Annotated in this window: 15 protein-coding genes; 5 read left to right on the top strand and 10 right to left on the bottom strand. The window is 57.7% G+C overall.

The window, feature by feature from the left end; translation table 11 throughout:
* The first annotated feature begins 38 nt into the window (after positions 1-38).
* Positions 39-662 carry a glutathione S-transferase family protein gene (locus tag B4F27_RS11795; RefSeq protein ID WP_286759749.1) on the top strand — a complete coding sequence of 208 codons (624 nt, stop codon included), beginning with the start codon at positions 39-41 and terminating at the stop codon, positions 660-662.
* A gap of 169 nt (positions 663-831) precedes the next feature.
* Positions 832-2,802, top strand: a complete 1,971-nt coding sequence (locus tag B4F27_RS11790) for a pyridoxamine 5'-phosphate oxidase family protein (RefSeq protein WP_286759748.1) — start codon at positions 832-834, stop codon at positions 2,800-2,802.
* Positions 2,803-3,021: 219 nt separating this feature from the next.
* Here the strand turns inward: B4F27_RS11790 and B4F27_RS11785 are convergent, their stop codons facing one another.
* The 7 genes from B4F27_RS11785 to B4F27_RS11755 all read right to left on the bottom strand — a co-directional run bounded on the left by B4F27_RS11785 (position 3,022) and on the right by B4F27_RS11755 (position 9,757).
* A complete protein-coding gene (locus tag B4F27_RS11785; protein ID WP_286759747.1) occupies positions 3,022-3,876 on the bottom strand; it encodes a hypothetical protein in 855 nt (284 codons plus the stop codon).
* Positions 3,873-5,078 carry an amidase family protein gene (locus B4F27_RS11780; protein ID WP_286759746.1) on the bottom strand — a complete coding sequence of 402 codons (1,206 nt, stop codon included), beginning with the start codon at positions 5,076-5,078 and terminating at the stop codon, positions 3,873-3,875. The genes B4F27_RS11785 and B4F27_RS11780 overlap by 4 nt, the downstream gene beginning before the upstream one ends.
* 11 nt (positions 5,079-5,089) lie before the next feature.
* Entirely contained in the window at positions 5,090-6,388 is a 1,299-nt protein-coding gene (locus B4F27_RS11775; RefSeq protein WP_286759745.1) for a TRAP transporter large permease, read from the bottom strand.
* A gap of 2 nt (positions 6,389-6,390) precedes the next feature.
* Entirely contained in the window at positions 6,391-6,900 is a 510-nt protein-coding gene (locus B4F27_RS11770; protein ID WP_278376517.1) for a TRAP transporter small permease, read from the bottom strand.
* A gap of 96 nt (positions 6,901-6,996) precedes the next feature.
* Entirely contained in the window at positions 6,997-7,956 is a 960-nt protein-coding gene (locus B4F27_RS11765; protein WP_074637462.1) for a TRAP transporter substrate-binding protein, read from the bottom strand.
* Positions 7,957-8,025: 69 nt separating this feature from the next.
* Entirely contained in the window at positions 8,026-8,694 is a 669-nt protein-coding gene (locus B4F27_RS11760; RefSeq protein WP_286759744.1) for a DUF4286 family protein, read from the bottom strand.
* Between the two features lie 175 nt (positions 8,695-8,869).
* A complete protein-coding gene (locus B4F27_RS11755; protein WP_286759743.1) occupies positions 8,870-9,757 on the bottom strand; it encodes a LysR family transcriptional regulator in 888 nt (295 codons plus the stop codon).
* A gap of 438 nt (positions 9,758-10,195) precedes the next feature.
* Between B4F27_RS11755 and B4F27_RS11750 the strand changes: the two genes are divergently transcribed.
* On the top strand, positions 10,196-10,600 hold the full coding sequence (locus B4F27_RS11750) for a hypothetical protein (RefSeq protein WP_139283845.1): 405 nt from the start codon (positions 10,196-10,198) through the stop codon (positions 10,598-10,600).
* Positions 10,601-10,750: 150 nt separating this feature from the next.
* On the opposite strand, the gene B4F27_RS11745 is transcribed toward B4F27_RS11750, so the two are convergent.
* Together B4F27_RS11745 and B4F27_RS17655 are read right to left on the bottom strand one after the other, a co-directional pair.
* Positions 10,751-11,245 (bottom strand): GyrI-like domain-containing protein, encoded by a 495-nt coding sequence (locus tag B4F27_RS11745; protein WP_286759742.1) that lies wholly within the window; start codon positions 11,243-11,245, stop codon positions 10,751-10,753.
* A gap of 75 nt (positions 11,246-11,320) precedes the next feature.
* Positions 11,321-11,557 (bottom strand): helix-turn-helix transcriptional regulator, encoded by a 237-nt coding sequence (locus B4F27_RS17655; RefSeq protein ID WP_414717700.1) that lies wholly within the window; start codon positions 11,555-11,557, stop codon positions 11,321-11,323.
* A 268-nt stretch (positions 11,558-11,825) separates the two neighbouring features.
* Between B4F27_RS17655 and B4F27_RS11740 the strand changes: the two genes are divergently transcribed.
* Positions 11,826-12,458 carry a tyrosine-type recombinase/integrase gene (locus B4F27_RS11740; protein WP_286759741.1) on the top strand — a complete coding sequence of 211 codons (633 nt, stop codon included), beginning with the start codon at positions 11,826-11,828 and terminating at the stop codon, positions 12,456-12,458.
* A 201-nt stretch (positions 12,459-12,659) separates the two neighbouring features.
* Here the strand turns inward: B4F27_RS11740 and B4F27_RS11735 are convergent, their stop codons facing one another.
* The gene (locus B4F27_RS11735) at positions 12,660-13,097 is read right to left on the bottom strand and encodes a MerR family transcriptional regulator (RefSeq protein WP_286759740.1); all 438 of its coding nucleotides are present in this window, start codon (positions 13,095-13,097) and stop codon (positions 12,660-12,662) included.
* Between the two features lie 75 nt (positions 13,098-13,172).
* On the opposite strand from B4F27_RS11735, the gene B4F27_RS11730 reads away from it, so the two are divergent.
* Complete coding sequence (locus B4F27_RS11730; protein WP_039911262.1) at positions 13,173-13,562, top strand: mercuric transporter MerT family protein; 390 nt, start codon at positions 13,173-13,175, stop codon at positions 13,560-13,562.
* The last annotated feature ends 7 nt before the right edge of the window (positions 13,563-13,569 follow it).

The raw sequence follows: 13,569 nt of genomic DNA, 5'->3' as shown, positions 1-13,569 counted from the left end.
GGGCTTGCACATATCTTGAAAAATGACTGGAGACATCGATGTCAAACGCCGTTCGCATTCACCACTTCGCAAAATCAGGTCACGCTCACCGCGCCTTGGTGTTTGCGAAACTCGCAGGGATCGCACATGAGGAAGTTCCCGTAGATCTGGCAGGTGGTGAACATAAATCGCCTGAATTTCTGGCCATGAACCCGAACGGGCAGGTCCCCGTCTTGCAAGATGGCGATGTAACCGTATCGGATTCCAACGCAATCCTCGTCTACCTCGCACGGACATATGCGCCGGACTGGATGCCAAGCACTCCGATCGAAGAGGCCAATGTTCAACGCTGGCTGACGCTTGCGGCAGGCGAAGTTGCCTTCGGGTCCTGTGCCGCACGACTGATCACCGTTTTCGGCGCGCCCTTGGACGTAGATTTCGCCGATGCAACAGCGACCAAGGCAATGCAAAAACTGGAACATGGGCTGGAAGGTCGCGATTGGCTGGTTGGCGATCGCCCGACAATCGCCGATGTTGCGAATTATTCCTATACCGCCCATGCGCCCGAGGGGAACGTCTCGCTTGACCCCTACCCGAATGTCCGCGCATGGCTCGCCCGTTTCGAAGCCCTGCCGGGGTTTCAGGCCATGCCAGCAACCGCTGTTGGCCTTGCGGCTGAATAGGGGGCGGCCATGACATCCGAAGCCCCGCGCCATCCGGGTCTAAGCGATCTGGGGCTATAGCGCTGACGCCGTAACACCAATAACCGCTGACGCCTTTCAGGCCTAAAGAAAGGCGTCAGCGCAAACACCGCAACACGACCGCTTTTCAGACGAACGATTGGAACACGAAATGGCCCAGTTTCATAAATCCCATAAAGGCGAGCTGCGGCTACAAGAGCGGCGCAATACGCCCAAGGAAATGATCTCCTCCATTCCCCAGTACATCGCCCCTGACATGCCACAGCAGCACGCGGATTTCTTTGCTGAACTGCCTTATTTGCCGCTCGCGACACTGGATCACGACGGGCGGCCTTGGGTGAGCCTTCTGGTTACACGATCGGAGAGTGACCCGTCGGTAGACATCAAAATTTCCGATCAAAACACAATGGAGGTTGTTGCCGAAAGCAACCCATACGATCCCTTCGCGCGGGCATTGATACAGAATCCAATCGCTGGCCATGCACAGAAACTCTTTGCCGGCGTAGGGGTCGATTTCAGCAATCGCCGGCGCAACAAAATCGCCGGACAAATTAGTGCGGCATCGGTTGAAGAGAGCGGAAAAATTAGCCTGCACTTGGCGTCCGATCAACATCTGGGAAACTGTCCCAAATATATTACCGTGCGTGAGTTGGCGTATGAAAAACGCAGTGCAGGCCTCGTGTATGACAGCTTTGAAACCCACACCGCCGCTTTGCCGGATGCCGCCAAAGCCGTTGTGGACCAAGCCAGCACGGTGTTTTTGGCGACAAAGCACAGTGCAGATGAGGCCAGTTCTGGCATCAAGTCCGACATGGGCGTCAATCACCGCGGCGGCGCACCGGGTTTTACCCGCATCTACGAAGACGCCAATGGTGATGACATCACGACGTATCTGGTTTTGCCCGACCATTCTGGCAATCGCTTCTATCAGTCTTTGGGAAATATCGAGACGGATCCACAAGTCGGACTCGTTTTTCCAGATTTCACGACAGGCAGTGTCCTTTACATTACGGGGGATGCCGAAAACTTGCTTGATGACGATGCAGAAGCACTTATTCCACGCGTGAGCCTGCTCACGCGTATCAAAGTGACAGGTGCCGTCTTTGTTAAAGACGGTCTAAACCTCAAGTTAACATCTCAAGAGCAGTTCTCGCCGTATAACCCGCCGGTCAAGCTCCTGCGTCGGGAAATGCAAGAAATGGGGCATGTACTGGTTGCTCACGAAACCGAAACCCCCATCACAGCCACACTCGCATCGACAGAAACGCTTTCTGAGAGCATCAAGACTTTCAATTTCGAGCTGTCACAGCCTGTCAGTGTGCCATTGCCCGGCGGGTTCGGTGTCTTCGACTTCTCAAACCTTTTGGGCTCGGGATACAGGCATATGAACGAAGCCAATCCGCAGCTGGTCAACGAAGACTACGTGCGAACTTGGACGATTTCGAATACGCCCGTTTTCGACCCTGACAGCAACGAGTTTGCTGCCACCAATCAGGTGAGCGTCACCGTCAAAAGGAAACCGGGCGGCTTGATGTCCAATGTTCTTCACGCCAACGCTTACAAACTTATCGAACAAAGGCTACGGGTCGAGTTCAAAGGTTCTGGTGCAGGCTTCACATGCTTTTCGCCGGGTACTCAGAATGCTCCTCCAAGTGTTTCATCCAAGATGCTCTGGATCGCGGGCGGTGTCGGCATTACACCATTTATGGCGATGTGGGACGGTATCCTCCAACTGGCGAACGCTCACCCGCAAACAACGACTGACATCGTCCTCCTGTTTTCTGGTCGTGGTGATGACATCAAAGTTCTGAAGCATTTTGTCCGGCAAATCGGTCCTGTCCCAGCCAATGTGAAACTGCGCATTGTGGCGTTTCAAAGCATCGGCGATGATACATTGGTCGCAAAATCTGCACGGGAGGATCTGTGTCTGGCATTTTCTGAGGATGCGCTGCAGATCAAAGAACGTCGCGCGCAGATTGAAGATATCCAATCCATCTCCGCACTCGACAAGCGAGAGGTCTATATGTGCGGACCCGATGCGTTAATGAGGTGGAGCGACGCAACCCTCATCACACTAAACGTCGAAGAAGGGCGACGTCATCGCGAGTCCTTCGTCTTCTGAGTACAAAATTCATAAAGCCAACGACGATTTTGCCCGCAGTCACTGAATTTTGAACCAAATTTTCGCGGCGCTATGTACACATGGCTGGTCTATCCACCGCGCGGCAGCACTAGATTTTACACCGACGCAGCATTTCCCATGCTGCATGCGCGCCGAGCGACACCGTGCGCAGCTCACCGCGAAATCTTAGATACTTTACGTTTGCATTCCAGTGGCACGTCAGAATGTATCCACGTCGGGCACCGGGATCAGCAAGGTGACACGGTCCGGGTTCATTTCTGCGATGATGATGGTCCCATCGCGCTGAACAGCCAATCCATGACCAAAGGTTGAAAAGGTGCGACAGCGACCGACCAAATCACCACTCGGAGTATAAGCGGACAGACGCGGGGTCTGGTCACTGACCAGCAATAGTCCATCAGGCGTTAGCGCTAGCGCCATCGGCTTGTACAATCCCTCAATCTGACCCAGCCAAGTGCCATCCCCATCAAAAAGCTGAACGCGGTTGTTTTCACGGTCCGCTACACAGAGTCTGCCTTGGCCGTCGAACAACAGGCTGTGCGGGGTCGAGAACGCGCCCGGTTCAGCACCGGGGTGTCCAAAGGTCTTGAGGTGGCGCAGTTCCGGGTCAAAGATGTGAACAGCGCTGTTCCCGTATCCGTCAGCGACATAATAGCGGCCGTCGGGACCTTGGGTGCAATCGCAGGGATGGTTGAAGGGGCGCCCCAAGCCCGGCCGCTCCGCGCAGTCCATCCGGGTGATCTCGTGCATCGTTTCATCAAGTAGCACGATCTTGTGGCCATCCATGTCCGTGGCGGCCAATTGGTTTGCAGAGGTGGCGCGCAGCCCGTGGCCGCATACGAACTGCGGCAGATCGGTGCCTTCGCCACTCATTGCACCGTTTGGCCCGAGTATGACCAGCTCAGGCGCTTGCCGCCTGAGAACAACGATCCTGTCGCCCAAGACCGCGACATCGGAAAGGCCCGACAGCATTGGATCGCTGACATGGCTCACGCGGTAGCGTTGCGTGCCCAAAGCCACATAGGCGCAAGGGCGTTTCGTCAATGCGCTCACAATGCGCCCTGCAATGTTTCGGCCATGGTGATGAGCATCGCATCCCGGCCCGCCGGAGCGGTCAGCATCAGGCCCGTGCCGGGGTGGCCGGTGATGGGTATGCTGACCGAACAGCCGTCGATCACATTCGCAAGGCTGGTATTGCGCAGCGCCAGCAGGTTGATCCGGTCATAGGTCGCGTCGTCGTTCAGATCATCCAGCTTCGGCGGCATGATGGCTACGCTTGGCAAGGCCACGGGCGTGTCGCCAAAGAGCCGGTCTGCCCGCGCGATCAGTGCTTCCCGCGCGGCTATCGTGCGGGCGAATTCGATGCCGGTGACGCCGTCCGCCCGGGCCATACGCGAGGCGACGCGCGGATCAAGCTCGGTACGTGTCTGGTCAAAATAGGCCCCGTGGTGGGCGCGGGACTCGACTGCCGAGAATTGCCAAACGAGTAGGGCGCGGTAGTCCTCGAAAAAATCGAGGGTCTGTCGTCGTACGCTGACGCCAGATGCCCGAAGCACTTCGAGCGCGGCTTCAAAGGCGTCGACGACTTCGGTATCCAACCCGTCCATGCCGAAGTTCTCCGGCACGATGACTGCGCGCGGTGCAGAGGATGCGGGAAGCGGTCTGTCTCGTAGCACGTTCAAGACCGGCCGCAGCAGGCCAACGTGTCGGGTTAGCACCCCGACACTATCCAGCGAATGCGACAGCGGCACCGCCCCCTCGCGAGAGATCGATTGGGCTGTCGCTTTGAACCCGAATAACCCGCAAAAGGCCGCCGGAATACGTGCGGAGCCGCCGGTGTCTGTCCCAAGCGCGATGTCAGCCACACCTCGCGCCACGGCAGAGGCACCGCCCGAGGTCGATCCACCCGCGATACAGCCTTCTTTCAACGGGGTGAGGGGGGTGCCGTAATGTGGGTTCAGGCCAAGACCGGAATAGGCGAATTCCGTCATATTTGCGTGACCAACGAACCCCGCACCTGCACCGCGCAGCCGCGCGACCGCCACAGCGTCCTTGATGGCGGGTGACGCGTCTTTACGGACCAGCGATCCCGCACGGGTGACTTGGCCCCGCACGTCGAACAGGTCTTTGACTGCTACGTTCAGCCCTGATAGCGGCCCTTCGCCTTCGACCGGATCATCGAAAGTGCGGGTGAAATCGGGCGAGGTTGCACGCGCGCGGGCCGCGTCGAGGAGAGATTGAGGGGTCTGTGTCATCAAATCAGCCTTTAAATCGTTTGCTCTACAAGCCATGTCGCGATGCCGGGGAAAGCCGTCAGCAGGATTACGGCCAGCACAAGGATCAAGAAGTAGGGGACGATCATACGAGTGATCTCGAAGATCGACTTGCCTGTCAGGTTCTGGATCACGAACAGGTTGAACCCCAGCGGCGGCGTGATCTGCGCCATTTCGACGACGATGATCAGATAGATCCCGAACCATACCGGATCGATCCCAACGGCAGCCACGGCGGGCATCACAACCGAGGTCGTGAGCACCACGATGGAAATTCCGTCTAGGAAACAGCCAAGCAACACGAAGAACACCGTCAGCACAGCAATCAACCCCGGTGCGCCCAACCCACTGTCAGAGATGATTTCGGCGAGTTGCCCGGGCAAGCCGGAGAAGCTCATGGCCGAAGTGAGAAAGGCCGCGCCCAGCAGGATCAGGCCGATCATGGCAGAGGTGCGGGTGGCCCCCAAAAGCGAGGCGATAAAACTGTCGCGGTTCAGCGAGCGGCCAAAGGCCGCGATGATGAGCGCCCCGGCCACACCGATGGCGGCGGCTTCGGTCGCGGTGGCGACCCCGGCATAGATCGACCCGATGACCCCGATGATCAAACCGACCACCGGCAGCAACATGCGCAGGCGGTGCAGGCGCTCAGCGATCGGTAGGCGGGGTTCGGGGGCGGGCACGCCATCGGGGTTCATTTTTGACCAGATGGCGATATAGCCCGAGAACAGCGCCATGAGCATCAGCCCCGGCACCACGCCCGCAATGAACAGACGGTTCACGGACACTTGGGCCGCGACGCCAAAGACGATCATCACGATCGACGGCGGGATCAACAGGCCAAGCGTGCCCGATCCAGCCAAAGAGCCGATGGCGAGACGGTCGGCATAGCCGCGCGATTTCAGCTCGGGCAGGGAAATGCGGCCAACGGTGGCGGTGGTGGCAGCCGATGATCCCGACACAGCGGCAAAGATACCGCAGCCCGCAACGTTGACATGCGCCAACCCACCGGGCAGCCGCCCGACCCAAGGGGCGAGACCGGAAAACAGGTCTTCGGCCAGACGGGTGCGGTAGAGAATTTCGCCCATCCAGATGAACAGCGGCAGCGCCGTTAGCGTCCAGCTGGCGGAATGCGCCCACATAGTGGTGCCGAGGATCGCATCGACCGGCGTCGAGGTGAACATCATGAAGATCACGACGCCCGATGCCATGAGTGCCACGCCAACCCAGATGCCCAAGCCCAAAAGTATGAGCAGGGACACGACCAGAACGGCGGATTGCAGAAAAATATCCATGATTATTCGCCCCGACCTTGTTCGTTTGTATCGTCGCTTTCGACCGGTAGGCCGAGAATGAGGCGCAGCGTGCGCTCGGCAAAGGCTAGCGCAAAGAGCACCGACCCCAAAACCATCGCAGATTGAGGCCACCAAAGCGGAACCGCCACCACACCTTGGCTAACTTCGTTGTAGGTCCAGCTTTCGTGGACATAGCCAAAGATCGCCCAAGCGACCCAGCCCATCATCGCGGTGGCAAAGGCAGCGGCCAGAATGTCAGCGATATGTCCCAGACGATCCGGCATCAGCTGGCGTAACGACGTGACGCGGATATGATCGCCCCGTATCAGGGTCGCCGGCAGCGCAAGGAAAATCGATGCGCTCAGCCCCCATGCCGCGAAATCATCCGCCGACGGGATTTGACTTCCCATCAGGCGAAGGCCGATTTGCGACAGGATCAGGGCCGCGATCCCCAGAAGGGACAGCGCGGCCAAGGCTCCGCAAAAGTTGAATAAATGGCGGGTTAGCAACATGGCGGGGGGCTCCGGATTGGTGGGGCGGGCGGGGTAGGGACACCCCTAGCTGTTTGCATAAAGGCCCGGGCATTTGACAGCCCGAGCCTGCTTGGATCAGTTCAACGCATCGACGATCTTTTGACCGTCTTCACCTGCCTGTTCCAGCCATTCTGCACGCATGGTCGCGGCAATCGTCTCGAAGTCGGCAGCCAGTCCTTCGGGGGTCGGCAGCACGTTCATGCCATTGTCAGCCATTGTATTTGTCGCTTCGGTAGTGGCCACTTCGGCCATTTCAAAGCCACGGGTTTCCGCCAGTTCAGCCGCTTCTTGCAGCGCGGTTTTCACCTCGTCGGACAGACCGTCGTAGGCCCCTTTGTTCACGATCACCATGTTCTTGGGCAGGAAGGCCTGAACGTCATAGTAATGCGACACGAAATCCCACGCTTGGCTGTCCACACCCGTCGACGGCGAGGTGATCATACCGTTGATGACCCCGGTGGAGAAGGCTTGGCTGATCTCGGAGGTGGCGATGGTGGCGGGAACGGCACCCAAAAGCTCGGCCAGGCGCGCGGTCGATGGGTTATAGGCGCGGAATTTCACCCCGTCGAAAGAGGAGCCGTCGGTCACCTCTTGGTTCATGTAGACGCCTTGCGGTGGCCAAGGGGCAGCGAACAGCAGAACCAGTCCATCGTCGGCCAGTTTTTCTTCGTAGATGGGGCGGGAGGCTTCCCAAAGCGCGCGGGCCTCGTCAAATGTGGTCGCCAAAAGCGGTACGGCATCGGCAGAGTAAACGGCGTCTTCGTTGCCAAGGGCCGAGATCAGGACCTCGCCGATGGGAACGATGCCGCGCTGAACGCCGCGCTTCAGTTCGGGGCGCTTGAGCAGGACCGAGTTCGACACAACGTCGATTTCCAGCGCGCCATCCGACAGGCGGGCCACGTCATCGGCGAAGGCGCGGATGTTCTGGGTCAGATAGTTGCCGTCTGGTGCGTCCGCTGACATTTTCCACGTTTCGGCATGGGCCAGACCGGCTGTCAGGGCTGCGATCGCAGTTCCGATGAGAAGGTGTTTCATGTGGGGTATCTCCTGTTGGGGTGGTTTGTTGTTCTTGCCCTGCCGTTGTGGCAGGGCAGGGTGGTTCACTCAGTCTTCTAATACGGGCAGGTCCTGCGCATCCAATGACCACATCAGGCGGAAGGTTTCGGCCTCGCGCACCGCGCCGCCCAATTTCTCGGTCAATTGGCGCAGGGTCGCTTCGGCGATAGGCTCTGACGTCACATCTATCGCGATGCAAGGGGCCAGAACGCGCCCTTCGATGGTTTCGGACGGCAGCGGGGTCGAAAGGGTCTCGTCGGGGATCATATGATGTACGCGCAGCACGCCTTCTTCGGCCATCAACTTCCCAAGCACGTTGCTGACGGCGTCGGTATCCATTGCATTCGGCACCAGTTCGATCAGCACCAGTGCGCCGCCCCAGCCAAAGCCGCCCTCTTGCGCGACATGCATCACCCGGCGGCGGGTGTTGGACATGCGCCCGAAGTTGGTGATCGACCACTGGGTCTGTTTGGTAAAGGCTTTGCGGTAGGCGTCGGAGGTGAAATCGGCAAGGCTGCTGGCGCGGTAAAGCGCAAGGTATCGCCGGGCCGAGCCGGATACCGCACGATAGCGCCGCGCACCGGTGAAGCCCGGAATGCGAACGCGCTCCTCCATATGCTCTCTGTCATACCACTGGTTGAAATCTGCTTCATGATCTGGGTCGATATCGCTCCAGACGAAAAGCTGTGCCTGATCGGTTGTACGGATATTGCTCATTCTGCATCCTGATCTTGGACATAGCTTTCCCGTCACGTGGCGGGGCACGGCCCGCCTCCGTCGAGGTGCGGTCAAGCTCTGTCGATTGTTGTTGGGGCACCCTTGCCGAGATGGGGCCCAACGACAAACGGGATTATTCAGGGGGGGGTGATAGGGTTTTCCGATCAGGCCCGTTTCAGACCGCGTCAGGTTGGCGCTGATGACGCTCTGCACAGACCCGCGCAAGATCGGCGATTGCCTTGTAAGTGGCCACATCGGAACTGCGCCGCCAGATGCAATACAGCGGCAGCGGCGGCAGTTCCGCATCGACATCAAGCTCGTAAATACCTGGCCCGGCCAAATCACAGGCCAGTGGCATGGTCGCAATCCCAAGTCCGCGCTGCGTCAACCGCGCAATCGCAGCCATCGAGGTGATGCAATGCACGATCGAAGGCCGCAGGCCGCGATCGCTGAAAAGCGCGAGTACATTGGCATGGGGGCGCGAATTGCGGGTGAAGGTGATCAGCGGGCTGGTGACAACATCAGCGAGGGAGAGTTTTTCGTCGCGCATCCCCTCTGGCCCGAACCAGCCCATGGCCAGTGGCGGCAAGTCGGCGCAAACACAGGTTTGATCGTGGCGGTCATCTGTCGTCAGCAACATATCCAAAGCACCGCGTTCAAAGGCTGTTGCGATGTTCGGTGTAGGCTCAACCGTCAATTCAAGCTCCAGCCGTGGGTAGCAGCGCGCCACTTCTTCAATCAGGTCACAGAGCCAGGTATGAACGACTGAAGATACCAGCCCCAGACGCACCCGCCCCACGGCGGTGGTCGGATCGGACAAGGTGGCGCGCAGATTGCGCTCCGTCGCTAGCATCTCTTGCGCTGTTTCAAGAATCATGGCTCCGGCCACGGTGATCCGGGTGGCGTGAAACTCACGGTCAAACAGGTCGACCTGAAGGTCCGTCTCCAGCGACGAAATCCGGCTGGAGACCGTCGCTTGGCTCACATTCAATTGCTCGGCCGCCGCTCGGAAACTGCCTAAATTGGCGACTGTGACGAATGTCTCTAAAAAGCGCGTGTTCACGGAGAGCCTCTATTTCTTGTTTCGGTCGCGAAGGAAGAGGGTAATTCAGCCCGACGGTGAAGTCACCTGTCGTCAAAGAACGCTGGACCAATCAGGTGGTGAGCAACAATTGGGCGGTGAGGGCCCTTCGCTATAGCATTTGTAGATGTCCGGTGTGCGGGACTTAGCTGTCTTTGAGAATTGTCATACAGACGGCCGTTTCACCCAAAAACCGTGTGCATGCGGTAAAAACGGAAAATGTCAGGCGGTTTTGAACCAACTCAATTAAGGCTGTCTTGATATTGACATTCAGGACGTGCAGCCGGAAATTTGGAGTGCAGCACGGTGCGTCGAAGAAGATGTCAATTTGGCCAATAGGGCGATGAGCTTGCCGAACTTGCCTCGGTAGGAACGATTTGGCATGCATAGATCAACCGATCGGATAAGAGGTCGATATCTATGAAAAAGTTCATATGGTTAGTTTCTGGCATCGTCGTATTGGGAGGCGCAGTTGCTTCCTGCTCTAATAACGAACGCCTCTTATGCTTTAACCCAACAGGCTATTGTGGGGGAAGCAGCACGCCGGACCCTGATCGCATCGGAGGACCGTCTTGGTTCCTTTGGCAATCCAGCGCCGAGGAAAGATTGGCGTATTACCGTGAGGAATGCTCAACCAGCACCATGCCGATGCCCTCCAACGATGTGACGACATGTGCGCTTGAGCGCATTAAGTATCAGACCCATTCAAATTGCGTTCAGTACTATCTGCCGCCGACCAGGCCCAAGGACGCAGCTGAGGAAGCGCAGCGCAACACGGCTTTTGAACGCTGCAAGCGCGATATTCTCAATCAACATGATTTGTAAAAAGTGATCGGTGCCGTTAACGGCCCAGACCGTCCACTCCCACGTTGTGCCGACGCCGCAGCGCAGGTGCAAAGGTGTGGAACGCGGACTTATGAGACCTTCGCAATCAGGCATCGCAGGTCCGCTTCCATCAGAGCAAGTTTGATCCGCTCACTTTCCGATGGGTATCCATATCTCGATATTGCCGGTTCCTGTTTCCGTATCGAAATCCTCGCCATAGCGTTCCAACTGCGGTGCATCGACCGGTTTGTATTCCGCTTCTGGCAGCCAGTCAGCGAAGATGGATTTCCAAGTTCGGCCGATTTCGGCCACATGGCCCTCGTGCCGGAACACGGCATAGGTTTGCGCGGCAATACGGATGCCAACCAGCTCTTTAGTGGCTTCCGGATATTTGCTGACTTCGACCCCGGTGATGTAGTCGATGTTACCATCGTCATCGCTGTTGCACAGCACGCCAAAGGCCACATTCCCCTTTTGGTTATCAATGTTGCCGATATGCGCTTGAAACGCTTGCCACTGCGACGACATCTGCGTGCTCGTTTCATCGTCGTAACGCCTCTTCAGTCCAACGATCACCATCGCATCACCATCGACAATCCGGGGTTCGGATAGATCAGTTGACGTGTCTTTCTTGTTGTCGTCCATCTTAATAGGCTCCACAATTTGGATAGTCTCAAAGGAAGGGTTTCTTCGGAACTGGTCCGGCGTAATCCCGAACTTTTATTTGAACGCCCGGGTGAATGCCTCGTGAGAGTTGTAACCGGCTTCAAGTGCTACATCGAGAATGCCACTCGACTCTATAGTAAGCCGTTTTGCGGCTTCGCTGAGACGTCTGGCACGGACATACCGCATGACCGAGCGTCCCGCATAGGTGCCGAACGCCCGGACAAGATGGAATTTGGACAGACCGCATGCCCGAGCCACGCCCGTAAGCGATATCTCGTTGCCAAAGTGCATTTCTATATACCAGGCTGCTCTACCGATTGGGTTCATAATTCTCTCTCACAAGCCACAGTTAAGATACGGGGTGTGGAAAGGGAATTCTTGACCGGGATTGCGGTAGTCCCGATCAGAAAAAATTGCTGAAGCGTTCTTGTGCAAAACGCAGCATCCGCGACATCGGGCTCAAAGCCGACCTCGGATGCGGCGCAGCATCATATGGTATGATGTCTTGTCAACGTCGGGTTGTCGATGTGGGAGGGCGTGGTGGATCGGAGGATGCATCATGGAAACATCAAACTTACCGGCCATCCGCGCCTTACGCCCAGCCTTGAACAAAGGCCGGATCGTCGGCCAGAAAAGGCCGCTCAAGCCCAAACACGTCTGGGCGATCAGGGTGCGGCTGGAATTGGCCGAGAACCACCGTGATCTGGCCCTCTTCAATCTTGCCATCGACAGCAAGCTGCGCGGCTGCGATCTGGTGAAAATGAGGGTGGTCGATGTCATGGCCTCAGGCCAAATCAAAGAACGCGCGTCGGTTCTTCAGAGCAAGACCCAGAAATCTGTGCGCTTTGAAAGCTCCGAAGGCACCCGTGCATCGCTGGCAAGATGGATGCGGGAGCCGCTGATGGTCGGATCCGAACACCTCTGGCCTGGGCGTTTTCACGAGCGGCTTCACATCTCTACCCGCCAGTACGCGCGCATTGTGCGTGACTGGGTGACATCCATTGGTCTGGAGGCAAGCGCCTATGGCACGCACTCGATGCGGCGAACGAAGGTCACGCAGATTTACAAGAAGGCAGGCAACCTGCGGGCGGTCCAGCTGCTGTTGGGTCACACCAAGATGGACAGCACTGTCAGGTACCTCGGCGTCGAGCTTGAAGATGCGCTGGTGATCGCCGAAGCTATCGAAATCTAAACCGCTGGGCCGTCGCCACAGACGGCCCTTAGCTGCCGTCCGGGTCTTAGAGTATTGCTGCGCAACAGCATGCAGAAAGCCGACATTCCACTGCGGTCGGCGAACGTTCTGATCCTTTGGAAACCAAAGGGCAATCTTCGCGTGTTTGCCGCACCTTCAAACGCGGTACACAACAATCCTTCATGTTCCGTCCAGTTCGGATCAATCTGTTTCGCCCACAGTCCCATCTGACAGCACCGTGAGGAGAGGACACTCTGGACTGTCCGAACCGCTGCACTTCGCAATCGTTTCCGCCAAGACGGCCTCGATGTTCTGAAGATCCATTATCTTCGTCCGCACGACGTCGAGATGATGCCGCCCGCGCTTCTCAACTTCTGCACAAGTATGGCTGCCGCGATCTACCATGCTGAGCAGTCCTCGGATTTCCTCCATCGTAAAGCCCAGTTCACGCGCCCGGATGATAAAGCCAAGCCGCTCGACATGCGTCGGCCCATAGCGGCGGTGTCCAGCGGGGCTGCGCGGTGGGTCGGGCATCAGACCGACGCCTTCATAATAGCGGATAGTCTCAAGGTTGCAGCCGGTCAGGCGTGCAAGGTCAGAGCGTTTAAGGTCTCTCACAACACCGTGATCATCAACCATGCGTTTTCTCCTTGATCCTGTAGTTGCTACAGACCCTATCTTGCAAGTCATCACAGGGCAACAATGAGCAAAGAGATGACAGATCACACCCCCGCGACCACAGACCAGCACGAAGACCGATCCGGTTGGCTCGCCACCGGCGCTGGCGTGATTGGCGCGCTCGCCATGACCTCCTGCTGCATACTACCGCTTGTTCTGGTCAGTCTGGGTGTGACCGGGGTCTTCATTGGTCAGCTTACCGCCCTTTATGCCTACAAGTGGGTGACTTTGAGCTTCGCGGCAGCGGCGCTCGCCTATGGGTTCTGGAAAGCTTATCGCCCAGTCCCTACTGACGCCTGCGCGGACGGCACCTGTGCGCGCCCAATTGATCGCGGGCTGATGCGCGGGCTGCTCTGGGGCGCTTTGCTTGTCGTGCTTCTCGCCTTGGCCTTTCCGGCACTCTCGCCCTTCCTTTTGACATTCTGACCATGAG

It is taken from the genome of Sulfitobacter sp. UBA1132, from assembly GCF_002311545.1.
GTDB lineage: Bacteria > Pseudomonadota > Alphaproteobacteria > Rhodobacterales > Rhodobacteraceae > Sulfitobacter > Sulfitobacter pontiacus.
This window is presented reverse-complemented; position numbering and strand designations above follow the sequence as displayed.

Excerpts from the sequence above, each read along its gene's own strand:
- B4F27_RS11795 (WP_286759749.1), top strand. The coding sequence starts at position 39 with ATGTCAAACGCCGTTCGCATTCACCACTTCGCAAAATCAGGTCACGCT.
- B4F27_RS11790 (WP_286759748.1), top strand. The coding sequence starts at position 832 with ATGGCCCAGTTTCATAAATCCCATAAAGGCGAGCTGCGGCTACAAGAG.
- B4F27_RS11780 (WP_286759746.1), bottom strand. The coding sequence starts at position 5,078 with ATGACACAGACCCCTCAATCTCTCCTCGACGCGGCCCGCGCGCGTGCA.
- B4F27_RS11775 (WP_286759745.1), bottom strand. The coding sequence starts at position 6,388 with ATGGATATTTTTCTGCAATCCGCCGTTCTGGTCGTGTCCCTGCTCATA.
- B4F27_RS11770 (WP_278376517.1), bottom strand. The coding sequence starts at position 6,900 with ATGTTGCTAACCCGCCATTTATTCAACTTTTGCGGAGCCTTGGCCGCG.
- B4F27_RS11765 (WP_074637462.1), bottom strand. The coding sequence starts at position 7,956 with ATGAAACACCTTCTCATCGGAACTGCGATCGCAGCCCTGACAGCCGGT.
- B4F27_RS11760 (WP_286759744.1), bottom strand. The coding sequence starts at position 8,694 with ATGAGCAATATCCGTACAACCGATCAGGCACAGCTTTTCGTCTGGAGC.
- B4F27_RS11750 (WP_139283845.1), top strand. The coding sequence starts at position 10,196 with ATGAAAAAGTTCATATGGTTAGTTTCTGGCATCGTCGTATTGGGAGGC.
- B4F27_RS11745 (WP_286759742.1), bottom strand. The coding sequence starts at position 11,245 with ATGGACGACAACAAGAAAGACACGTCAACTGATCTATCCGAACCCCGG.
- B4F27_RS17655 (WP_414717700.1), bottom strand. The coding sequence starts at position 11,557 with ATGCACTTTGGCAACGAGATATCGCTTACGGGCGTGGCTCGGGCATGC.
- B4F27_RS11740 (WP_286759741.1), top strand. The coding sequence starts at position 11,826 with ATGGAAACATCAAACTTACCGGCCATCCGCGCCTTACGCCCAGCCTTG.
- B4F27_RS11735 (WP_286759740.1), bottom strand. The coding sequence starts at position 13,097 with ATGGTTGATGATCACGGTGTTGTGAGAGACCTTAAACGCTCTGACCTT.
- B4F27_RS11730 (WP_039911262.1), top strand. The coding sequence starts at position 13,173 with ATGACAGATCACACCCCCGCGACCACAGACCAGCACGAAGACCGATCC.